At 72.4% G+C, this 20807-nt stretch carries 19 protein-coding genes; 10 read left to right on the top strand and 9 right to left on the bottom strand.

Features of this window, described 5'->3' with window-relative positions:
- Positions 1-59: 59 nt before the first annotated feature.
- From ATL31_RS06900 to ATL31_RS06885, 4 genes are all read right to left on the bottom strand, one after another.
- Positions 60-464, bottom strand: coding sequence for a cupin domain-containing protein (locus ATL31_RS06900; protein WP_101395122.1), 405 nt, complete (start codon positions 462-464; stop codon positions 60-62).
- On the bottom strand, positions 461-1324 hold the full coding sequence (locus ATL31_RS06895; protein WP_245862008.1) for a phosphoenolpyruvate hydrolase family protein: 864 nt from the start codon (positions 1322-1324) through the stop codon (positions 461-463). Before ATL31_RS06895 ends, ATL31_RS06900 begins: the two co-directional genes overlap by 4 nt.
- The gene (locus tag ATL31_RS06890; RefSeq protein WP_101395121.1) at positions 1321-2532 is read right to left on the bottom strand and encodes a Tm-1-like ATP-binding domain-containing protein; all 1212 of its coding nucleotides are present in this window, start codon (positions 2530-2532) and stop codon (positions 1321-1323) included. Before ATL31_RS06890 ends, ATL31_RS06895 begins: the two co-directional genes overlap by 4 nt.
- A 106-nt stretch (positions 2533-2638) precedes the next feature.
- Complete coding sequence (locus ATL31_RS06885; protein WP_158239799.1) at positions 2639-3403, bottom strand: N-acyl homoserine lactonase family protein; 765 nt, start codon at positions 3401-3403, stop codon at positions 2639-2641.
- Positions 3404-3514: 111 nt separating this feature from the next.
- Here ATL31_RS06885 and ATL31_RS06880 point away from each other — a divergent pair, with 111 nt between their 5' ends.
- From ATL31_RS06880 to ATL31_RS06850, 7 genes are all read left to right on the top strand, one after another.
- On the top strand, positions 3515-4510 hold the full coding sequence (locus ATL31_RS06880) for a LacI family DNA-binding transcriptional regulator (RefSeq protein ID WP_101395119.1): 996 nt from the start codon (positions 3515-3517) through the stop codon (positions 4508-4510).
- Positions 4511-4622: 112 nt separating this feature from the next.
- Positions 4623-5603: a sugar ABC transporter substrate-binding protein gene (locus tag ATL31_RS06875; protein WP_101395118.1), complete on the top strand. Its 981-nt coding sequence runs from the start codon at positions 4623-4625 to the stop codon at positions 5601-5603.
- A 37-nt stretch (positions 5604-5640) separates the two neighbouring features.
- Positions 5641-7149 carry a sugar ABC transporter ATP-binding protein gene (locus tag ATL31_RS06870; RefSeq protein WP_211283977.1) on the top strand — a complete coding sequence of 503 codons (1509 nt, stop codon included), beginning with the start codon at positions 5641-5643 and terminating at the stop codon, positions 7147-7149.
- Entirely contained in the window at positions 7149-8147 is a 999-nt protein-coding gene (locus tag ATL31_RS06865; RefSeq protein WP_101395116.1) for an ABC transporter permease, read from the top strand. The genes ATL31_RS06870 and ATL31_RS06865 overlap by 1 nt, the downstream gene beginning before the upstream one ends.
- Before the next feature lie 9 nt (positions 8148-8156).
- Positions 8157-8582, top strand: a complete 426-nt coding sequence (locus ATL31_RS06860; protein ID WP_101395115.1) for an RbsD/FucU family protein — start codon at positions 8157-8159, stop codon at positions 8580-8582.
- Entirely contained in the window at positions 8579-10201 is a 1623-nt protein-coding gene (locus tag ATL31_RS06855) for a fucose isomerase (protein WP_211283976.1), read from the top strand. Before ATL31_RS06860 ends, ATL31_RS06855 begins: the two co-directional genes overlap by 4 nt.
- The gene (locus ATL31_RS06850) at positions 10198-11679 is read left to right on the top strand and encodes an FGGY-family carbohydrate kinase (protein WP_101397329.1); all 1482 of its coding nucleotides are present in this window, start codon (positions 10198-10200) and stop codon (positions 11677-11679) included. The genes ATL31_RS06855 and ATL31_RS06850 overlap by 4 nt, the downstream gene beginning before the upstream one ends.
- A gap of 14 nt (positions 11680-11693) precedes the next feature.
- On the opposite strand, the gene ATL31_RS06845 is transcribed toward ATL31_RS06850, so the two are convergent.
- The 3 genes from ATL31_RS06845 to ATL31_RS06835 form a co-directional block, all read right to left on the bottom strand.
- Positions 11694-12287 (bottom strand): DUF6328 family protein, encoded by a 594-nt coding sequence (locus tag ATL31_RS06845; protein ID WP_211283975.1) that lies wholly within the window; start codon positions 12285-12287, stop codon positions 11694-11696.
- A gap of 22 nt (positions 12288-12309) precedes the next feature.
- Complete coding sequence (locus tag ATL31_RS06840; RefSeq protein ID WP_101395114.1) at positions 12310-12582, bottom strand: DUF7218 family protein; 273 nt, start codon at positions 12580-12582, stop codon at positions 12310-12312.
- A gap of 109 nt (positions 12583-12691) precedes the next feature.
- Entirely contained in the window at positions 12692-13384 is a 693-nt protein-coding gene (locus ATL31_RS06835) for an alpha/beta fold hydrolase (RefSeq protein ID WP_158239798.1), read from the bottom strand.
- Positions 13385-13794: 410 nt separating this feature from the next.
- Here ATL31_RS06835 and ATL31_RS06830 point away from each other — a divergent pair, with 410 nt between their 5' ends.
- A complete protein-coding gene (locus ATL31_RS06830; RefSeq protein WP_101395112.1) occupies positions 13795-14202 on the top strand; it encodes an SRPBCC family protein in 408 nt (135 codons plus the stop codon).
- Between the two features lie 68 nt (positions 14203-14270).
- Here ATL31_RS06830 and ATL31_RS06825 read toward each other — a convergent pair whose 3' ends face one another.
- Positions 14271-16103 (bottom strand): GMC family oxidoreductase, encoded by a 1833-nt coding sequence (locus ATL31_RS06825; protein ID WP_101395111.1) that lies wholly within the window; start codon positions 16101-16103, stop codon positions 14271-14273.
- Positions 16104-16316: 213 nt separating this feature from the next.
- Between ATL31_RS06825 and ATL31_RS06820 the strand changes: the two genes are divergently transcribed.
- Positions 16317-16610: a hypothetical protein gene (locus ATL31_RS06820; RefSeq protein WP_101395110.1), complete on the top strand. Its 294-nt coding sequence runs from the start codon at positions 16317-16319 to the stop codon at positions 16608-16610.
- A gap of 62 nt (positions 16611-16672) precedes the next feature.
- Here the strand turns inward: ATL31_RS06820 and ATL31_RS06815 are convergent, their stop codons facing one another.
- Positions 16673-17446, bottom strand: coding sequence for a hypothetical protein (locus tag ATL31_RS06815; RefSeq protein WP_101395109.1), 774 nt, complete (start codon positions 17444-17446; stop codon positions 16673-16675).
- A gap of 185 nt (positions 17447-17631) precedes the next feature.
- On the opposite strand from ATL31_RS06815, the gene ATL31_RS06810 reads away from it, so the two are divergent.
- Positions 17632-20643, top strand: coding sequence for a bifunctional diguanylate cyclase/phosphodiesterase (locus tag ATL31_RS06810; RefSeq protein ID WP_158239797.1), 3012 nt, complete (start codon positions 17632-17634; stop codon positions 20641-20643).
- The last annotated feature ends 164 nt before the right edge of the window (positions 20644-20807 follow it).

Below are 20807 nucleotides of genomic sequence, written 5' to 3'. Positions count from 1 at the left end.
GGCGCGATGCTACGCCGTGCTGCGCGGGGGCCGGCGGCGCGCCCGGATGCCGGGTGCGGTCAGCGCAGCGAGGCCCAGGGCTCCTGGTCCGCCACCTCGTCGGCGGCGTAGCCGGAGTCGCCGACGCTCGGGGTGAGGACGACCGAGAGGCGGGCCGGGCCGTCCGCGTCGGCGGCGACGAACGAGGCGTGCACGGTGTCCTTCGGCACGTGGACGCTCTCGCCGGCGTGCAGGATGGTGCGCTCCTGCTCCACCCACTGCTCGATCGCGCCGGAGACGACCGTGATGACCTCCTCCTGCTCGGGGTGCCGGTGGAAGGCGTGGCCCTGACCCGGGGTGATCGTCACGTCGAGCACGGTGAGCCCGCAGCCGGGGGCCGTCGTCGGGGTGACGACCCAGCCCAGCTCGCCCCAGGGCAGGGTGTCCCGGCTGATGTCGCCGGCGGTGATGAACGATCCGGTCACGACTGCTCCTGGGTGGTGTCGGCGAAGGTGATGGCGGTGAAGCGCTCGGTCTGCTCCTTCAGGGCGCGTTCGGTCGGCAGCCGCTCCATGCTGGACGCGCCGTAGAAGCCGTCGACCCCGGTGCACGCGCGGAGCATGAACTCGGCGTCCTCCGGGGAGGAGACCGGGCCGCCGTGCACGAGGGCGATGACGTCGGCCCTGACGTCCCGAGCGGCCGCCACCCAGGCGTCGACCTCGGGGACGCAGTCCTCCAGGGTCCGGGCGGTCTGCGCGCCGATGCCGCCGCCGGTGGTCAGGCCCAGGTGGCAGACGACGATGTCGGCGCCGGCGTCGGTCATCGCCCGGGCGTCGTCCTCCGAGAACACGTACGGCGTCGTCAGCAGGTCGGCGTCGTGGGCGACCCGCACGAGCTCGACCTCCTTGTCGAACCCCATACCGGTCTCCTCGAGGTTGGCCCGGAAGGTGCCGTCGATGAGGCCGACCGTCGGGAAGTTCTGGATGCCGGCGAACCCGAGGCCGCGCAGCTGCTCGAGGAAGCGCTCGGTGTCCATGAAGGGGTCCGTGCCGTTGACCCCCGCGAGCACCGGCGTGTCACGGACGACCGAGAGCACCTCGTCGGCGAGCTCGACGACCACGTCGTTGGCGTTGCCGTAAGCCAGCAGTCCTGCGAGAGAACCGTGCCCGGCCATCCGGTAGCGCCCGGAGTTGTACACGACGATGAGGTCGATCCCCCCGGCCTCCTCCCACTTCGCCGAGATGCCGGTGCCGGCGCCGCCCCCGATGATCGGGACGCCGGCGTCGATCTTGGCCCGGAACCGCTCGAGCAGCTCGGAGCGGGTGAAGCGGCGGCGGATGGTCACGAGGTCTCCTCCTCGGTGAGCTCCCGGTGCGCGGCGACGACGAGCTCGGCCATCTCGGGATCGTTGACGTGGTGGGGGACGCGCACGAGCGTGTGCGTCGGCGTGGTCTCGAAGGCCCGCTCGAGGGCGTCGAACAGGGCGGCATCGGCCTCGGGGTCGTGGAAGGCCTGTCCCGGGGCGTCGAGCATCGACACCCCGCCCTCGGGGAGGAAGAAGCGGACCGGGCCGACGGCCGCGTTGAGCTTGCGGGCGATCCACGCGCCCACCTCGGCGTTCTCCGCGGCCGTGGTGCGCATGAGTGTCACCTGGGCGTTGTGCTCGTGGAAGAGCCGGTCGGCGTAGTGCTCCGGAACGGTCTCCCGCGCACCGAAGTTGACCATGTCGAGGGCGCCGACACTGCCGACGTACGGGACCGCGACCTCGGCCAGCACGTCGAGCCGGGACTCGCCCGCGCTGAAGACGCCGCCCATGAGGTGGTCGGCGACCTCGGTGGTGGTGAGGTCGATGACCGAACCGACCATCCCCGACCCGACGAGCTTCTCGAGGGACTGACCCCCGGTGCCCGTGGCGTGGAACACCAGCGGCTCGACGGCGTCGCCGAGCAGCTCGACGACCTGGGTCACGGCCGGGGTCGTGACCCCGAACATCGTCAGCCCGACCACCGGGCGGTCGTCGTCGACCTCCGGCAGCGGCGTTGCGACCATCCCGGCGATCGCGTGGGCGGCGTTGCCCAGGACCGTGCGCGAGATGCGGTTGATCCCGGCGACGTCGGTGACGGAGTACATCATCGCGATGTCCGACGGGCCGACGTACGCCGACACGTCGCCGCTCGCCACCGTCGAGACCATGACCTTCGGGACGCCCACCGGAAGGGCGCGCATCGCGGGCGTGATGAGCGCCGTGCCTCCCGAGCCGCCGATCCCGATGACCCCGCCGAGGTCCTCGACCGAGGCGAGGTAGCGCTCGAGCGCGACCCCCATAGCCGTGACGGACTGCCCCCGTTCCCCGACGAACACCGCGTCCGCGCCGTCCGGGTGGTGTCCGGCGACCGTCGCGGGGGTGACGTCTGCGGCGACCGACCCCGGGTCCGACGTCCCCACGTCGACGGTCACGGCCTCGACGCCGGCCGCTGCGACGCGGTCGCGGACGTAGGCGAGCTCGCGGCCCTTGGTGTCGGCGGTCCCGACGACGTACACGCGTTTGGTCATCCTCGACCCCTGGTCCTCGGCGACGGTTGTGTCCTTCGACCGTAGCAACGACCGGGCACGACGGACCCGCCACCGTGCGGGCGTCCGGCCTGCCGTCGAGGCACTCTCAGCCGGAAACCGGCTCCGGGGGCATGAGGGGGAAACCGCTGGACTGGAAGCCGGAGAGCTCCGGGTCGTGGTTCATCAGCACCCGGTCGGCATGGACCCGCATCCGCTCGAGCGAGTCGAGCGCCTGCTCGGCCGACGTCAGCCCCCCCGGGGGCGTGGGGATCGTGAAGTTCTCCATGAAGCACGCCGCGTCACCCGCCACGCACAGCACCCCTTCGTCAGTGTTGACGAGGACGGACTGATGCCCACGGGAGTGCCCCGGGGTCTGGAGGAGCCGAACGCCCGGGCGCACCTCGAAGTGGTCCTGGGCGACGAGGGTGTAGTTCTGGAACGTCAGCTGCTCGTCGGTCCAGGCGTAATCGTAGAGCCAGCGCTGCGTCGCGATCGGGTCCTTCGCGTACTCCCACTCGGCGAGAGAGACGAAGAACTGTGCGTCGGGGAGGAGCACGTTGTTCTCGGCGTGGTCGTAGTGCAGGTGCGAGTTGATGACGATGTCGATGTCCGAGAAGCGCCACCCGATCGTCGCGAGCGCCGCGGCCAGGGTCTCGTCGTCCTCCTGGCGGTGGGGCGAGTGGCCAAGCCAGCGGCTGGGGTCGGCGATGCCGGTGTCCACGAGCATCCGCACGCCGTCACCCTCGACGGCAGCGGCCCAGACCGGTACCTCGAGCGTGACGCCCGGGTCGACCCCGTACGTCATACCGGACTTGTCGACCGTGATGCTGCCCAGGCGGAGAGTCGTCACGGTGTAGTGGGGGAGTGCCATCATCGCCTCCTGTGAGAAATCGATTGCAGCCTAGCAGCGAGGGCAGGCTTCGCGGCATAGTGTTCCTCGGCGGTCGCACGGCCGTCCCTCGTCCAGCGGCAGGGAGGGTACGTGGCGACGATCTACGACGTGGCGCGGCTGGCTGCGGTCTCGCCCGCCACGGTGTCGCGCGTCCTCAACGGCCGGGGCGATGTGAACCCGGAGCTCGCCCGGCGGGTGGAGCAGTCGGTGCGCAAGCTGAGCTACCGACCCAACGGAGTAGCCCGCAACCTCCGGCGCAAAGTCGCGGCCGTGTGGGCCCTGGTGATCAGTGACATCGAGAATCCGCACTTCACCGCGCTGGTTCGCGGCGTCGAGGACGTCGCGCGGGCCAACGGGCATTCGGTCGTCCTGTGCAACACCGACGAGGACCTCGAGCGCGAGCGGGCCTACATCGACGTCGCCCTGTCCGAACGCATGGCCGGAGTCGTGATCTCACCCGCCTCCGACCGTCAGAGCGCTCTCGGCCCGCTCCTGGACGCGGGCGTACCCGCCGTCACCATTGACCGACGGCTGCGAAGCTCGCCGGTCTCGTCGGTGGTCGTCTCGAACCGACGGGGGGGCTACGAAGCCACGGCGCATCTGGCCGCGCAGGGCTACCGGCGGATCGCCTGCGTCGCCGGCCCGCTGCGCACCACCACGGCGGCCCAGCGCCTGGCCGGTTACCGGGCTGCGCTCGGTGAGGCGGGACTGCCCGCCGACAAGGCACTCGTCCGGGTCGCCGACTACAAGGAGGCCGGTGGCGCCGCGGCTGTCGCCGAGCTCCTGCGGCAGCCGGACCCTCCGGACGCGATCTTCGTGACCAACAGTCTGATGACCATGGGCGCACTGCGTGCCCTCGGGGAGGCCGGGGTGACCATCGGCACGGAGGTGGGCATCGTCGGGTTCGACGACCTGCCGTGGGCCCCGCTCGTCAGCCCGTCCCTGAGCACCGTGGCGCAGCCGACTTACGAGCTGGGCCGCACGGCGGCCGAGATGCTGGTGCACCAGGCCACCGACCCGGAGGCCAGGGTCAGATCGGTCACCCTGCCGACCGAGCTAAGGGTCCGCGGCAGCTCCCACCGCTGAGGCGGCCCATCCCTTGACACCCTCCGGGCTGCTCGCTTATCGTCGAGAAATCGATTTCTCACCCCGGGCAACTGGGACGACGGACCCCCCGAGGGTCAGCAAGGGTGCAGCAATGAAGCGGATCTCCCTGGCAGGTGCAGCAGTGGCCGTCACCGTCCTCGCGACGGCGTGCTCGAGCGGGACGGGAACGAGCGCCGGCTCGGCGCCCGCGTCCGGTTCAGGCAACAAGGTCGTCGGCATCGTCACCATCAGCGCCACCGACTCCAACAACGCGAAGGTCATCGCGGGGGTCAAGGACGCCGCGCAGAAGCAGGGCTGGACCGTCAACGTCGTCGACGCGCAGGGCAACGCCGACCAGGCGAACTCCGCGATGCGCACCTTCGCGACGCAGAAGGTCGGCATGATCTTCGACCTGGTCTTCCCGGCCACCTCACTGGGGGCGGGTCTCGCGGCCGCCCGTACCGCCAACGTCCCCGTCGCGTCCTGGGGTGGTGGCCTGGCGGACGGAGTCGTGATGACGACCGGCGACGGTGCGCCCTTCGCAGAGCCCTCCGTCAAGGCCCTGCTGGATGACATGGGCGACAGCGGCTCCGTTCTGGCCCTCACGTACCGCACCGGGCAGGTGTGTCGCGACCGCGAGAAGATCTTCGACCAGGCGCTCCAGGGCAAGAGCGGCATCATGGTCACCAAGAACGAGGTGAGCATCCCCGGCTTCCTCCAGGACGGCCAGCGCTACGCCAACGCCTGGTTGGCCAAGAACCCGGCCGGCTCCGGGAAGCTGGCGATCTGGGGGTGCTGGGAGGACCCGACGCTCGGCGCCATCGCGGCGCTCAAGCAGCAGGGGCGTACGGATGTGAAGACCTACGGCATCAACGGCAGCCCGCAGGCGATCAAGGCGGTCAAGGACGGCTCACTGACCGCCACCGTCTGGGAGGACGGCGCCAAGGAGGGCGCAACCATGTTCGAGACGACCCTCGAGGCGGTGTCCGCCGGCTCGTCCTGGAAGCAGAAGACCGTCGACGTGCCGGGTGTGCTCGTCACCTCGGACACCATCGACCAGTTCCTGACCGAGCACCCCGATGCCGCCAACTGAGGCGCACCCGAGGGCCGCGGCGCTCCCGCTCCTCCGGGTGGAGGGCCTCAGCAAGCGTTTCGGAGGCGTCGCGGCCCTCGACGGGGTGGACCTCACGGTCCGTCCCGGAGAGGTGCACGGGCTGGTCGGGGCGAACGGCGCGGGCAAGTCGACGCTGATCCGTTGCCTGGCTGGCCTCCAGGACCCCGACGAGGGGACGATCAGCGTGGACGGCGTGCCGGTGCACATCACCAGCCCGAACGCGGCCACCGACCTCGGGCTTGCGTTCATCCACCAGGAGCTCAACCTGGTGCCGCAGTTCGACGCCGTGCGCAACATGCTGCTGGGGCGTCCGAAGGTGACCCGATTCGGCCTCGTCGACTGGAAGAACAGCCGCAGGCCCGCCGCGGAGGCGGCCGAGCGCATCGGCATCGACTTCTCTCTGGAGCGGCCTGTCAGTGAGCTGAGCGTCGCGCAGCGGTGGTCGGTCTCGATCGGCCGGGCGCTGGTGGGGGAGGCCAGGATGATCGCGATGGACGAGCCCACGGCCTCGCTGTCGGGAGCGGAGACGGCCCGGTTACACGCCATCGTGCGCGACCTCGCAGCCTCGGGCGTGAGCGTGCTGTACGTCTCGCACCGGCTTGACGAGGTCCTGGACCTCTGCGACACCGTGAGTGTCTTCCGGGACGGCCGGCTCACCCGGGTCGTCACCCGCGGAGAGCTCTCGAAGGCCGGCCTCGTCCACGAGATCGTCGGACGTGAGCTCACCCCCACGGAGCCCACGACCGCGCCCACACCCTCTCGACCGGACGACGCTCCCGTCCTGGACGTCGTCGGTCTGACCGGTGGGCCCGTCCGGGACGCCACGTTCGAGCTACGGCAGGGAGAGGTCCTCGGACTCGGAGGCCTGGTCGGTGCGGGTCGCACCGAGCTTGCGCGGATGCTGTGCGGGGCCGACCCGGTGGCATCGGGGACGGTGCGTCTCGACGGCGTCGAGGTCCGGTTCTCCGATGTCGGGGACGCGGTCCGTCACGGCGTCGCGCTCGTGCCGGAGGAGCGACGCTCCCAGGGCCTCGTTCTCCAGCAGTCGGTCGCCTTCAACATCAACGTGGCCGACCAGAAACCGCTGCGCCTCGTTCCCTGGCTGCCGTTCATCCGTCCGAGCCGGGCCCGAGCCCGCGCCCGGGAACTGGTCGAGCGCCTCGACATCAAGACCGGGTCGGTCGACCAGCCGGTCGGCACTCTGTCGGGTGGGAACCAGCAGAAGGTCCTGATTGCACGGTGGCTCACCCGCAGCCAGCGCGTCCTGATTCTCGACGAGCTCTCGCGGGGGGTCGACATCGGCGCCCGCGGCGAGATACACGCCATCATCCGCGACCTCGCGCGCCAGGGGACCGGAGTCCTCGCGATCTCCTCCGACAACGAGGAGCTCGTCGCGCTGTGCGACCGCGTCGTCGTGATGTCCCGCGGTCGCGTCGTCGGTGAGCTCGCCGGCGACGACCTCACCGAGGACCGGCTCACCGAGCTGAGCTACACCACCCCGCAGACCGACCAGGAGGTCGCCTGATGTCCGTGCAGGCCCACAACGCCGACGCGCCCCCGTCCCGTGAAGGGTGGCGGCTCGGACTGAGGCTGCTCTCCCGGTACGGGACCCTCGCCGGGCTCCTCATCATGGTCGTGGTGTTCTCGATCGCCGCGCCCGAGTCCTTCCCCACGACCGGCAACGTCATCAACATCCTCAACCAGTCCGCCCTGACGGCCATCATCGCCGGTGGCCTGACGATGGCCCTCGTGGTGGGGGAGTTCGACCTCAGCATCGGCTACGCGGCCTCGCTGGCAGGCGTGCTCGTCACCGGTCTCATCGTCAACAGCGGGTTGCCGGTGGCGGTGGCCGTGCTGGTAGTCCTCGTCGTCGGAGCCGCCATCGGGGTCCTGAACGGGGCCCTGGTCACCAAGGCCAGGGTGAACGCCGTCATTGCCACCCTGGGCGTCGGCACCATCCTGATCGGCGTCAGCTTCGGCTACACGTCAGGGGCACCCATCGCCGAGGGCGTGCCGGACTCCTTCCTCTCGATCGCCCTCGGCTCGTTCATCGGACTGCCGAACCCGATCTGGATCATGGCCGCCGTGCTGGGGATCCTCTGGGTGGTCCTCAACCGCACCGACCTCGGCCAGCGCATCCAGGCGGTGGGCGGGAACACCGAGGCGGCACGCCTGTCGGGCATCCCGGTCGACCGGGTGAAGATCATCGCCTTCGTCACGGCGGGGATCTGTGCGGCGCTGACCGGCATCCTCCTGGCCTCGCTCCTGGGGAGCGGGACGGCGTCGGCCGCGGACAGCTACCTCCTCGACGCCTTCGCGGCCGTCTTCCTCGGCTCGGCGACGCTGCGCGACGGCGAGTTCCACATCCTCGGCACCCTCATAGGCGTCATCATCATCAACACGGGGTTCAACGGCCTCAGCATCTTCGGTGCGGACACGTTCTACCAGTACGTGTTCAAGGGTGGGATCCTCGTGCTCGCCGTCGCCCTGTCGACGGTCGCCCGCCGCTACTCGAGGGCTTAGGCGGGCCACATGCTGCGCACGACGCTCATCCATCCGCCGCTCCTGGCGGCGCTCGCAGCCTGCGGGCACGGCTCGAAGGTGCTCCTCACCGACGCCAACTACCCCGTGAAGACCGGCGTGGCGCCCCACGCGACGGTGGTCCACCTGGCCCTGCGCCCGGGCACGGTCGGGGTCATCGAGGTCCTGACGACCCTGCTCGACACCGTCGTCGTCGAGTCCGCCGCGGTCATGGCGCCCCCAGACGGCACCGAGCCTGCAGTCTTCGAGGAGTTCGGTGCCCTCCTGGAGATGCCGCTGGAACGCCTCTCCCGCCACGACTTCTACACCGCTGCACGAACGCCGGACGTCGGCGTCGTCGTCCACACCGGAGAGCAGCGCCTCTTCGCCAACCTCATGCTGACCCTCGGGGTCGTGCACGGAAGGACCAACCCGTGATCGAGCACGCCTACCTCGTCGCCAACGGCGACCAGAGACTGTCTGCCAACATCACCTGCTGGCCGGCCCAGCAGGAGTTCGAGCGGCTCCTGACCGAGGCCTTCGCCGCACGGGGTTGCACGCTCGAACGGGCCCACCCCGCCGACAGCGAGGCGGGCCACGGGTTCATCTCCAGCCAGGCCGAAGGGCTCCGCGTGCTGGGTGCGCTCCCGCCGGGCGCGCCGGTGGTCGTCGCCGAAGGGGTGTGGCAGTTCTCGCAGCAGGTCCTCGGCGGCCTGCTCCGCCATCGCGGTCCGGTTCTCACCGTGGCCAACTGGGAAGGCGAGTGGCCCGGTCTGGTGGGGCTGCTCAACCTCAACGCGTCGTTGGCCAAGGCAGGTCGCCCCTTCGACACCGCGTGGAGCAGGACCTTCGACGACCCGTGGTTCCTCGCCCGCCTCGGGGAGTGGCTCGAAGGGGCCCCGCTGACCCACGACCTCTCGCACGTCCACCCCTTCGTTCCGGAGGCGGTGCAGGACCCGGCCGCCACGAACGCTGCTGGGGAGGTGCTCGACCGTCTCCGTCGCGAAGGGGCGGTCCTAGGGGTTCTCGACGAGGGGTGCATGGGGATGTACAACGCGATCATCCCCGATGAGCTCCTCTTCCCGATGAACGTCTTCAAGGAGCGGCTGTCTCAGGCCGCGCTCTACGCCGAGACCATGCTGGCCACCGAGGACGAGGCCCGAACGGCGCTCGAGTGGCTGCAGTCGCGGGGCATGACCTTCCACTTCGGGACCGACGAGGCCAGCGAGCTCACCGAGGCGCAGGTGCTGCTCCAGCTGCGGATGTACCACGCGATCGCGCGAATGGCGGACCGCTTCGGGATCGACGTGATCGGCACGCAGTACCAGCTCGGGTTGGCCGACGTCCTCCCGGCGTCGGACCTCGCCGAAGGACTGCTCAACAACGGTGAGCGCCCTGACGTGGTCGGTGACGACGGCGCCGTGATCAGGCCGGGCGAGCCGGTCGTCCACTTCAACGAGGCGGACGAGTGCGCCGGTCTCGACGCTCTGCTCACGAACCGGCTGCACACCCTCTTGGACCAGCCCGTCGAGACGACGCTGCACGACGTCCGCTGGGGCGACCTGGACGCCAGCGGTACGACGGAGCAGTTCGTGTGGGTCTTCGAGATCTCAGGTCCTTCGCCGGCAGCGCACCACGTCGACGGGTACGCGGGGACGGACTCGATGCGCCAGCCGCCGCTGTACTTCCGTCTGGGTGGGGGCACCGTGCGCGGGATCGGTCGGCCGGGGGAGATCGTGTGGTCGAGGATTTTCGTCGAGGACGGTCGCCTGCACATGGACCTTGGTCGGGCCAGCGTCGTGGACCTGCCCCGCGAGGAGACCGAGCGGCGCTGGCGGGCCACCACCCCGGAGTGGCCCATCATGCACGCGGTGCTGCACGGCGTGAGCCGCGACCAGTTCATGGCGCGGCACCGCTCGAACCACATCCAGGTCGCCTACGGGACGGATGCCGCGGGTGCCGACCGCGCCCTCGCCGCCAAGGCGCTGCTGGCCCAGCGGCTGGGCATGGAGGTCTCGGTGTGCGGCGCCGCCCCGGACGGGTCGCCGCTGCTGTGAGCCTCGTCCTCGGCGTCGACATCGGGACCGCCAGCACCAAGGCCGTGGCCGTCGACGAGGACGGCGCCGTCGTGGCGCGGGTCGAACGGGCCCACCGCACCGCCACGCCCCGCCCGGGGTGGTTCGAGCACGACGCCACCAACGTGTGGTGGAAGGACCTCACCGAGTGCCTCACCGAGCTGCTGCCGCAGCTCGGTGAGGCGCCGGTTGCTCTGGGGGTCAGCGGCATCGGGCCCTGTCTGCTGCCAACGGATGCGCAGAGCCGGCCACTCCGGCCGGCCATCCTGTACGGCGTCGACACCCGGGCCGGCGAGCAGGTGCGGGCGATGAGCCAAGAGCTCGGCGAGGACGCCATCGCCGCGACGGGGGCGGTCCTGACCTCGCAGGCCGTCGGGCCCAAGATGCGGTGGCTGGCCGAGCACGAGCCGGAGGTGTGGGCCCGTACGCGACGCTTCTTCATGGCGAGCAGCTTCCTGGTCAATCGGCTCACGGGGGCCTACGTGCTCGACCACCATTCCGCCTCGCAGTGCGCACCCCTATACGACCAGACCACGTGCGACTGGGACCAGGACCGGTGGGCGGCCATCGCCGGGCACCTCGAGATGCCGGCCCTGCACTGGTCGGACGAGGTGGTCGGCGCGGTCTCGGACGAGGCCGCCGCCCTGACCGGTCTCCCCGCCGGGATCCCGGTGACAGCGGGCACCATCGACGCGTGGGCGGAGGCCGAGAGCGTCCAGGTCGCCCGTCCGGGTGACGTCATGGTCATGTACGGCTCCACGATGTTCCTCGTCGCGCTCACGGACACCTTCACTCCGTCGCGGTCCCTGTGGCCGACGACCGGGGTGCGGCCGGACGTGCGCTGCCTCGCCGCCGGGATGGCGACCTCCGGCAGCGTCACGGAGTGGATCTCCGACCTCGTGTCGCAGGACTACGCCACGCTGACCGAGAACGCGCGGGCGGTGCCGCCCGGGAGTGACGGGCTTCTCGTCCTGCCGTACTTCGCGGGGGAGCGTACGCCCCTGTTCGATCCGGGGGCTCGAGGCGTCATCAGCGGCCTCTCACTGCGTCACCGGGCGGGTCACCTTTACCGGGCCGCTCTCGAAGGGGTGGCGTTCGGGGTGCGGCACAACCTTGAGGCGATGCGCCAGGCGGGCGCCCGGGTCGAGCGGCTCGTGGCCGTCGGTGGCGGAACCACAGGTGGTCTCTGGACCCAGATCGTCAGTGACGTCACGGGCCTGCCCCAGGACCTCGCGCGAACGAGTGTCGGTGCGGCGTACGGGGATGCGATGCTCGCTGCCGTCGCGTCCGGCCTCGTGACGGAGTCCGCGACGCGTACCTGGAATCCCGTCGTCCGGCAGGTGCGCCCGGACCCGGCGACGCGCGGACTCTACGACACGGGCTACGCGGCGTACCGGGAGCTGTACGAGACCACCCGGCCGCTGGTCGGGCGGTGGAGCTTGGCCACGGGGTCGTCCTAGCCGCGGCGCCGGGGTCAGGGGCCCGGGTCGCCGTCGTCCTCGTCCTCGTCCTCGGGGGCGGCGTTGCGCGGGTTGTCGTCGAAGCGGTCGGCCAGCCGCGGCAGGGCCGCCCACAGTGCGGCCAGCAGGGCCAGGGCGAGGCCGCCGGCCACGAACGACTCGCGCGCGCCGACGACGATGTCGACGACGAGCATCACGACGCCGGACACGGTGAGCGCAAGCATGGCGAGCCCGGCGATGGCCAGCCGGTTGCCCGACTCGACCAGCAGCTCACGGCGCCGACGGCGGAAGAGCATGCGGTGGAACGCGACCGGCGCCACGACCAGGCCCGTCGTCACCACCGAGCCGAACAGCACCGCCAGGTAGAGCCCGCGCTGGAAGCCGGTCAGCTGCTCGAAGCGCTGCGAGAACGGCACCGTCAGCAGGAACCCGGTGAGGATCTGGACCCCCGTCTGGGTCACCCGGATCTCCTGGAGCAGCTCGTCCCAGTTGCGCGTCAGGGTCCGCTGCGACGGCTGCGTGCGGTGGGGTCCGCCAGGCCTGTCACCGTCGTCGGGCCGGTGGCCGTCACCGTCGCCGCCGCCAGGGCCGCTGTCCGGTCCGGTCATCGGGGCCGGCCCGGGGCTGCCATCAGTGGTTCCGCAGGGCGTGGACGAGCTCGGCCTTGGTCATCGAGGACCGGCCGGGGATGTCGAGCTCACGGGCGCGGCGCAGGAGCGCGTCCTTCGTCCAGTCGTCGTAGTCGCCGGCCTTGCCGCCCTTGCGGCCTACGGCCGAGCGTGAGGTCCTGGCGGCGGCGTTGGCGATGCGGGCCGCCTTCTCCTTGCTGGCGCCGTCCTGGCGCAGCTCCTCGTACAGCGCGGGGTCCTTCACGGACGGGCCGGGGCTCTTGCGTGCGGGCACGGGTCCTCCTCGGGGTCGATGCGGCGATGCTCCCACTGTCCTACCCCCGCCCGGGCCCGGCAATGCACCAGGCCGGCAGGGCCGGGCACGGACGGCCGGCCCCTCCGGCTCAGCGCCGCAGGGCCTCCAGCCGTCGGACCGCCGCCACGACCGCCGCGGGGTGGGTGAGCGGCACCATGTGCGCGGCACCGGGCACGGTGGTGAGGGGGGTGCCGGCCGCCGCTGCCAGCCGCTCGCACCACGGCCCGGGGGCGATCCGGTCGTTCTCACCGCGCACGACGAGCGTGGGCACCGACGCTGCCGCCAGGCCGACCTCGGTGCGGTAGAAGCGGATCCGGTTCATGCCCCGCAGCATGCTCGACAGCCCGGTGGCCCGGTACTGCGGCGTGAGGGCCAGCGTCTCCCAGACACGCTCGTGCACGACGGTGCCCGCCCACTGCCGCAGGATGCCCGGCCAGGTGCGCGCCCCCGGGTCGGTGACCGGGCCCACAAGCACCAGCCCCACGACGCGGGGCGATCGGGCCGCGGCCTCGACGACCACCGGGGCGCTCGCCGAGTGGCCGACCAACACCGCCTCACCCGTGGCGGGGAGCGCGTCGAGGACCCGCGCGGCCTGGGCCTCGACGTGGAGGTCGGTGCCCCGGGGCCCGCGGCGCCCCATCGAGGGCAGGGTGACGACCGAGGCGGACGGGCCGAGGATGCGGCGCACCTGGGCCCAGCTGCGCTGGTCGAGCCCCAGACCGGGGACAAGGACGACCGCCGGCCCGGCCAGGGGGCCCTGCGGACCGGTCGGCGTCGTCACCCGCGGGGGCCGTGGCGGCGGAGCAGGGCGACAGCGGCGGGGACGGCCACCGCCACGACGGTGGTCAGGCAGCCGAGCGGAAGCGGCAGGCAGCAGGCCGTGCAGGAGACACGACTCCCGCCGGCGGTGGTGGTGGACCACCGGGGGAAGGGGAGGACGCTGAAGCGGGACGAGGGGGGCACGGCTGGGCCTGACGGTCGGGAGGGGTGACACGGGAGTCACGCCGCTGCTCGACGCCGAACGGCCCGTCGGGGCGGGCCGTCTGGGGCCAGGGTACCGCCCGCGCCGCCCGGGCCGCCCCCTGCGGGGCCGACCGAGACAGCGGCGCGATGTGCGCGTCACGCCGGCCCCGCCCGCCCTGACCTGCACCTACCGTCGGACCACGAGCCACCCGAGGGCAGGAGACCGTCATGACCACCTACACCGCCAGCACCACCGTCACGCAGCACGTCGGGGACACCTACGACTTCGTCAAGGACCCCACGAACCTGCCGCACTACTTCCCCCGCGTCACGAAGGCCGAGCTGGTCGAGCCGGAGCTCGTGCGCACGACCGCGGTCGTCGACGCCGACCGGGACGGCAGCGACGAGCCCGTGACGTCCGACGCCTGGTTCACCCACGACGACGACGCCCACGCCATCTCGTGGGGTTCCCCCGAGAGTGACTACCGCGGTGGCCTCGAGCTCACCGAGGGCGCCGACGGAACCACCATCGAGCTGAGCATCACGACCGTCCATGACATCCCCGACGTGCAGCAGGGCCTCGAGGAGTCCCTCGCCGCCATCGCCCGCCGCCTGGAGGAGATCTCCGCCGGCTGACCGCCCCGCACCCAGCACGGCGGCCGCCCCTCCCGTGGGGGAGGGGCGGCCGCCCGGTGCCGGGGGGGTCAGCCGACGATGCGGTGCAGGCGGACCCCGTGCTCGCTCGCGATCATCTCGGCGGCCTTCTCGCCGATCATGATGGTGGCGGCGTTGGTGTTGCCGCTGACCACGTTGGGCATCACGCTGGCGTCGGCCACCCGCAGGCGGTCGATGCCGCGCACCCGCAGCTGGGGGTCGACCACGTCGCCGATCCGGCAGGTCGAGGTCTCGTGGTAGACCGTCAGCGCGTAGTGCCGCGCCATGTCCTCGAGCAGGGCGTCGCTGGGCTCGGTGCCCGGCTCCCATCCGTGCGCCTGCGCCAGGTGCGGCGGCACCACCGGGTCGCCGAGGCCGCCGCCGGGCCACGCAGCGGCGATCTCGAGGGCCTTGCGCATCACCGCCACCATCACCCGGACGTCGTGGGGGTCGTCGAAGTAGTTCAGGTCGATGCGCGGCGGCACCGCGGCGTCTGCCGAGGCCAGCGTGACGGTGCCCTCGGAGTGCGGCTGCACCGGGTTGGGCAGGATGACGACCTGCGCCTTGGTGGGGTCGAGGAAGGCGTCGGGGTCCTCGAAGAACGCGGTGGGCGGGATGCGGAACACGGCCTCCCAGATGCCCGGGGTGTAGCCGCACGCCAGGAAGCCGATCTGCGCGTCGTGGGTGTGCGCGTCGCCGAGACCGGTGGAGAAAAACGCGACCGCGTCGTAGAGCGAGGAGGACGCGAGCCCCTTGCCGGTGGTGAACCACTCGCCGAGGCGCCGCTCGGCCTCGGCCTTGGCGGCGGCCAGCGGCTCGGGCAGGTCGACGTCGTCGGCCGGGTCGGCCGGCAGCGGGCCGGCGGGCGCGCGCAGGGCGTCGGGCCCGAGCGACATGGCCACCTCGGTCATCGTCTCGCCGATGCCGTCGGCCGCGAACATCAGCGGCGTGTGCAGGTGGTCCTTGAGGTGGCGGCCCACGTCGGGCAGGTCGACGACGCACTCGACCCCGGCGGCCGCGAGCTCGTCACGGGCGCCGACGCCCGACAGCAGGAGCACGTGGGGCGAGCCGATCGCCCCGGCGCACAGCACGACCTCGGTACCGGCCGACACCTCCGCGTGGCCGCCGTCGTCGGTGCGGTAGGCGACGCCCGTCGCGCGCACGTCGCCACCGGCCCCCTCGAGCACGATGCGCTCGACGAGCGCCCCGGTGACCACGGTGAGGTTCTCGCGGTCCATCACCGGCTCGAGGTAGGCGTGGAAGGTCGAGCTGCGCTTGCCGTCCTTGGTCGTGGTCTGGAAGAGCGAGGCCACCCCCGATGCCTCGCGGCGGTCGGCGCCGTTGTAGTCGCCCTGCTTCATGCCGGTGGCGCCGGCGGCGTCGACGAACTGGGTGGACGCGGGCAGGATCGGCTCGCGGACCGAGACCCCCACGGGGCCGTCGTCGGCGTGCGCCTCGAGGTCGGGGTGCAGCTCGGTGCTGTGCACGAAGCCCTCGGCCTTGAGGAAGTACGGCAGCACCTCGGCGTAGGACCAACCCTCGGCGCCGCCCTCGGCCCAGGCGTCGAAGTCGCCGGGGTGACCGCGCACGTACGCCATGTAGTTGATACCCGACGACCCGCCGAGCATCTTGCCCCGCGGCACCATCATCCGGCCGCCGACCAGGCCCTTGCCCACGCCGCCGGCGTCACCGGTGAACATCCAGTCGGTGCTCGGGTCGTTCTGCAGGCTCGCGACCGCGGCCGGCATCAGCTCGGCCGGCGGGGGAGGGCCACCGGCCTCGAGGAGGCAGACGCGCACGTCCGGGTCCTCGGTCAGCCGGGCGGCGACGACGGCCCCGGCGGACCCCGCCCCCACGATCACGTAGTCGTACGTCGAACCCATCAGGGACCACCTCGCTGTGGCTGCCTCGCCGAGCGGCGGGGACGGTGCGGCCACGCAACCACACGACGTCGCCCCGGGGCAAGAGGGGTCGCCGGGGCTGCCGAACCTTGGGCGGGGGAGGCGCCGGATCCGCGCCCGCCCGGCTCGGGCGGGCGGGACGGACGTAAGGTCGAAGGGGTCGGGGCATCCGGCCCGCACCCCGAGAGGAGCCACATGGAGACGAGCGACGAAGACCGTCTGGCCCAGCGCCGGGCCCACGACCTCGCCGTGCAGGAGGTCGTCGACCGCCTGGCCGAGGCCGGCCCGTACGACGACCCGGAGCCGGTGGCCCAGCGGCTCGAGCGCGGGCTGGCCGAGATCGGGGTCGTGGGGATGCCGGAGCCGTGGGTCGACGCGGTCGTGCGCGCCCTGATGGACGGCAACGCCTACGTGGTCTCGTCGTTCACGCAGGAGGGCGCCGACGTGCCCGCACCGCGGACCCGGGTCCCCGACGAGATCATCGACTGAGGCCGCGGCCCCAGCAGAGGCCTGTCCGGGCTCGAGATAGCGCCACGGACGACCTACGACCGCTACCCCGGCAGCTGCACGTACACCACGGCGTTGTTGCCGCCGGTGCACCGCACGGGCGTGGTGTTCTCGCACGCCATCGTGTAGTCCTTCTTGGTCACCGGCGAAGTGGCGGTGACCGTGGCCGGCAGGGTCGCGCGGGCCGACGCCAGGGCCGTCGCGGTCTCAAGCGCGAACTCGCAGCTCGTGACGTCGTTGCCGCTCCAGGCGAGCGCCCCCGAGCCGGTGTCGCCGCAGCTGGTGGAGCCGGCGGCCATCTGGATGGCGGTGGGCGAGCCCGGCGCCGTGGGCACGCCGGACGGTCCCGACGTCGCCGCCGACGGTGTCCCCGTGGGGGTCTGCGAGGCGCCCTCACCGGACGGCGTCGCCGAGGCGCTCGGGCCGCTCGCGACCGTGGTGTCGTCGCTGCCGCCCCCCGGCAGGAGCCACCAGACCAGCAGGGCCAGGACGACCACGCCCGCCAGCAGCACCACCGGGCCCAGCACGCCGCCGCGCCGACGCCGGTCGTCGGGCGCGTGCGCCGCCCCCGCGCCCCCCGAGGGGACGCCGCGCTCGTCGTCGGCGAGGTCGTCGTCGTACCCCGCCCCGCGGTCGTAAGGCACGCCGCGCTCGTCGTAGCGGACCCCCGTGTCGTCACCCGGGGGGAGGAGCTCGTCGTACAGCGACGGCTCGCCCGCGACCAGGGCGGCACCGCACGCCGGGCAGGCACTGTAGTTCGGATGGACCGCCGCCCCGCACACGGGACACGTCACCGGCATGCGTCCGTAGGAGGTCATCCGTCCACGATAACGACGAGGGAGCCCCGAGCCCTCATCCCCCGTTCGGTGGATGGCCCCCGCGCTGATCAGCCACGATCGGCCGCCGATGTCGGGGATCGGGGCGCCTGGAGATGACAACGCCCCGTGGGGTGGCCGATGCTGGGCGCAGGGCAGGGGTGTCCCGACTGTGCCCGAGGAGTCCCATGCGTCGCCGCACCGCTGTGTTCACGGCGGTGCTGGTGCTGTCCATCTTCCTGGGGCGGCTCACCGTGCTGCCCGGGACCGAGCTGGCCCTCGTCTGGCCGGCGTCCGGGGTCGGCCTGCTCTGGGTGCTGCGCGCGCGTGCCCGCCGGGAGGTCGCTCTCGCGGCCACCGTGATCACCGTGGTGGCGGCCGTCGGCAACGGCCTCACCGGGGTACCGCCGGTGGCGGCCGCCGGCCTCGGCGTCGCCAACGTCACCATCTCTGTCGCCACCTGGCTGCTGCTGGGGGGCGGGCAGCGGGGCGAGCCCGGACCGCTGTCCGCCGGCGTCCGGCGCATCTCCGAGCTCTACCGCTTCCTCGGGGCCTGCGCGCTCGGCGTCGCCGTGAGCGCCCTCGTCGGGATGCTCGCGCTCACCGCCACCACCGCCGACGTCACCTGGTCGACCGGGGTCGCCTGGTGGCTGCGCAACCTGGCCGCCGTCGTGCTCGTCGTCGGCCCGTCGCTGCTCGGCTCCGAGCGTTTCGAGCGGCCCCGCCGCGCCCAGCTGGCCGAGGGCGCCGTCCTCGTGGTCCTCACGGTCGTCACCCTGGTGTGGGTGTTCGGCCCCGCCCAGCAGCTGCCCCTGGCCTTCGTGCCACTGGCCCTCGTGGTGTGGGCCGGCCTGCGCCTGCCCATCCCGCTCGCCGCGCTCGAGGGCGCCCTGGTGGCCACCGGCGCCCTCGTCCTCGTGCGCACCGGCGCCGGCGGGGCCCTGGCGAGCATCACCGACCCGGCCGACCGCGGCCTGGTGCTCCAGGCCTTCATGATGCTGGCCGCCTTCCTCGCGCTCGTGCTCGCCACCGTGCGCGCGCAGCTGGGCGACAGCCTGGCCGCCCAGGCCCTCGCCCGCCGCGAGGCCGAGGACGCGGTCGAGGACCTCCGCATCCTGGTCGAGGCCCTCCCCGTGGGGCTCTTCGTCGTCGAGCGCAACGGCTCGCTCGGCATGCACAACCTGGCCGGGGCGACCTGGCTGCACGGGCCCGTCGCGGTGGCTCCGGGCCAGACCCCGCTCGAGCACCGGCTCCTCAAGCGCAGCCTCCAGGGCCGGACGCTGGCGCACGACGAGCGCCCCTCGGTGCGCGCCCTGCTCGGCGAGCACGTCTCCGGGGAGCGCATCATCAGCGAGGACGACGCCGGGCGCGAACGGATCGTCTCGGTCGACGCCCTGCCGCTGCACAACGGCGCCGACGGGGAGCCCGACCGCGCCGTCCTGGTGTGGCAGGACGTGACGGAGGAGCACGAGCACGTCCAGCGGCTCCGCCGGGCGCGGACGCGGTCGGACCGACTCATCTCGGACGCTCCGCACGGCGTGGTCGTCGTCGATGCGACCGGCCACATCCAGCAGGCCAACCGGGCCTTCGCCACCATGTTCGGCCGCACCGAGGACGACTGCCTCGGTGCCCCGGTGTGGGCGCTGGCCCCCGGGCTGGAGAAGGAGGCCCGCCGGTACCTCGACGACACGGTGCGGGCGGCCGGGGAGCTCGTCGAGAGCGAGTGGACCGTGCCCGACGGTCCTTCTGGCCTGCCCATGACGATCGCGACCAGCAGCCGGCACGTCACCGACCACCTCGACGGTGACGAGATCCTCATCAACGTGGTCGACGTCTCCGAACGGCGACGCTACGAGGAGCGGCTCAGCTTCCTCGCCGACCACGACGTCCTCACGGGGCTCCCCAACCGGCGGCGGTTCGAGGAGTCCCTGTCGCAGCACCAGGCCGTCTGCGCGCGTTACGGGCCCCGCGGCGCCCTGCTCCTGATCGACCTGGACCACTTCAAGGAGGTCAACGACACCCTCGGGCACGCCGCCGGTGACCACCTGATCGCCACCACCGGCGCGATCCTGCGCGACGGTGTCCGCCAGTCCGACCTCGTGGCGCGGCTGGGCGGGGACGAGTTCGCCGTGCTCCTGCCGGAGGCCGACGACGCCAGCGCCGAGACGGTCGCGGCCCACCTCGTCGAGCAGATCCGCGAGCACTGCGCCTCCCTCGACGGGGTGCACCGCCGGGTGACCGCCAGCATCGGCGTGCTCACCTTCGTGGCCGCGGCCGCCCGCCAGGGCGACGTGCTCGCCCTGGCCGACATGCTGATGTACGACGCGAAGGACGCCGGGCGCGACGGCTACGTGCTGCTGACGTCCGAGGCGCACCGGACCCCGCGCCTGGGTGCCCGGATGGAGTGGCGCTCGCGCATCGAGCACGCCATCGAGAACGACCTGTTCGAGCTGCACCTGCAGCCGATCCTCGACGTGGCCCAGGGCCGGGTGACCCAGGCCGAGAGCCTGGTGCGGCTGCGCGACGACGACGGCACCCTCATCCCGCCGGGGCGGTTCGTCTACGTGGCCGAGCTGACCGGGCTGGCCCCGGCGCTGGACTCGTGGGTGCTGCGGCACTCCATCGCGATGCTGGCCGACCTGCAGCGCCGTGACCCCGAGTTCGTCCTCGAGGTCAACATCTCGGCCCAGTCCATCGGGCACCCGGACGTCGAGGCCGCCCTCGTGGCGGCCCTCGAGGAGTACGGCGTCGCTCCCAGCACGCTGGTCCTGGAGGTCACCGAGACCGCCGCCGTCCGTGACGTGGCGGCCGCGCGGGGCTTCGGCGAACGGCTGCGCAACCTCGGCACCCTCTTCGCGCTCGACGACTTCGGCGCCGGCTACGGCTCCTTCTACTACCTCAAGCACCTGGTCTTCGACTACGTGAAGATCGACGGCGAGTTCGTCACCGACGCCCACCGCTCGCCGATGGACCGCCAGCTGCTGCGCTCGATCATCGACGTCGCGCGCAACCTCGGCAAGGGCACGGTGGCCGAGTTCGTGACGGACCGCACCGTGTTCGAGCTGGTGCGCGAGCTGGGCGTCGACTATGCCCAGGGCTACTACATCGGCCGGCCCGTCCCGCTCGTCGAGTTCGTGGCCGCCCACCTCTCCCAGCCGGTGCCGGCCCGCGGGCTCACGGCAGCGACGGCCCAGGACTGACCGGTCGCGACCGCTCCGGAGCGGCTGGGAACCCGCGGCCCCGGGGAGGGTTGGCCGCGCCCCGGCGGGGTACTGGGAGACAGCGAGGTGTCCGCGGTGAGCCCATCCACGGACGCCCCGGCGCAGCGCCGCGCGGCTCCGTGACCCCCCGTCGAGCCGGCGGC

Source organism: Phycicoccus duodecadis, from assembly GCF_002846495.1.
In the GTDB taxonomy this organism is placed as follows: Bacteria; Actinomycetota; Actinomycetes; order Actinomycetales; family Dermatophilaceae; genus Phycicoccus; species Phycicoccus duodecadis.
This window is presented reverse-complemented; position numbering and strand designations above follow the sequence as displayed.

Bases quoted from the DNA above. Each gene is read 5' to 3' on its own strand.
- ATL31_RS06865 (WP_101395116.1), top strand. From the start codon at position 7,149: ATGTCCGTGCAGGCCCACAACGCCGACGCGCCCCCGTCCCGTGAAGGG.
- ATL31_RS06820 (WP_101395110.1), top strand. From the start codon at position 16,317: ATGGAGACGAGCGACGAAGACCGTCTGGCCCAGCGCCGGGCCCACGAC.
- ATL31_RS06860 (WP_101395115.1), top strand. From the start codon at position 8,157: ATGCTGCGCACGACGCTCATCCATCCGCCGCTCCTGGCGGCGCTCGCA.
- ATL31_RS06810 (WP_158239797.1), top strand. From the start codon at position 17,632: ATGCGTCGCCGCACCGCTGTGTTCACGGCGGTGCTGGTGCTGTCCATC.
- ATL31_RS06845 (WP_211283975.1), bottom strand. From the start codon at position 12,287: ATGACCGGACCGGACAGCGGCCCTGGCGGCGGCGACGGTGACGGCCAC.
- ATL31_RS06875 (WP_101395118.1), top strand. From the start codon at position 4,623: ATGAAGCGGATCTCCCTGGCAGGTGCAGCAGTGGCCGTCACCGTCCTC.
- ATL31_RS06830 (WP_101395112.1), top strand. From the start codon at position 13,795: ATGACCACCTACACCGCCAGCACCACCGTCACGCAGCACGTCGGGGAC.
- ATL31_RS06825 (WP_101395111.1), bottom strand. From the start codon at position 16,103: ATGGGTTCGACGTACGACTACGTGATCGTGGGGGCGGGGTCCGCCGGG.
- ATL31_RS06885 (WP_158239799.1), bottom strand. From the start codon at position 3,403: ATGGCACTCCCCCACTACACCGTGACGACTCTCCGCCTGGGCAGCATC.
- ATL31_RS06815 (WP_101395109.1), bottom strand. From the start codon at position 17,446: ATGACCTCCTACGGACGCATGCCGGTGACGTGTCCCGTGTGCGGGGCG.
- ATL31_RS06890 (WP_101395121.1), bottom strand. From the start codon at position 2,532: ATGACCAAACGCGTGTACGTCGTCGGGACCGCCGACACCAAGGGCCGC.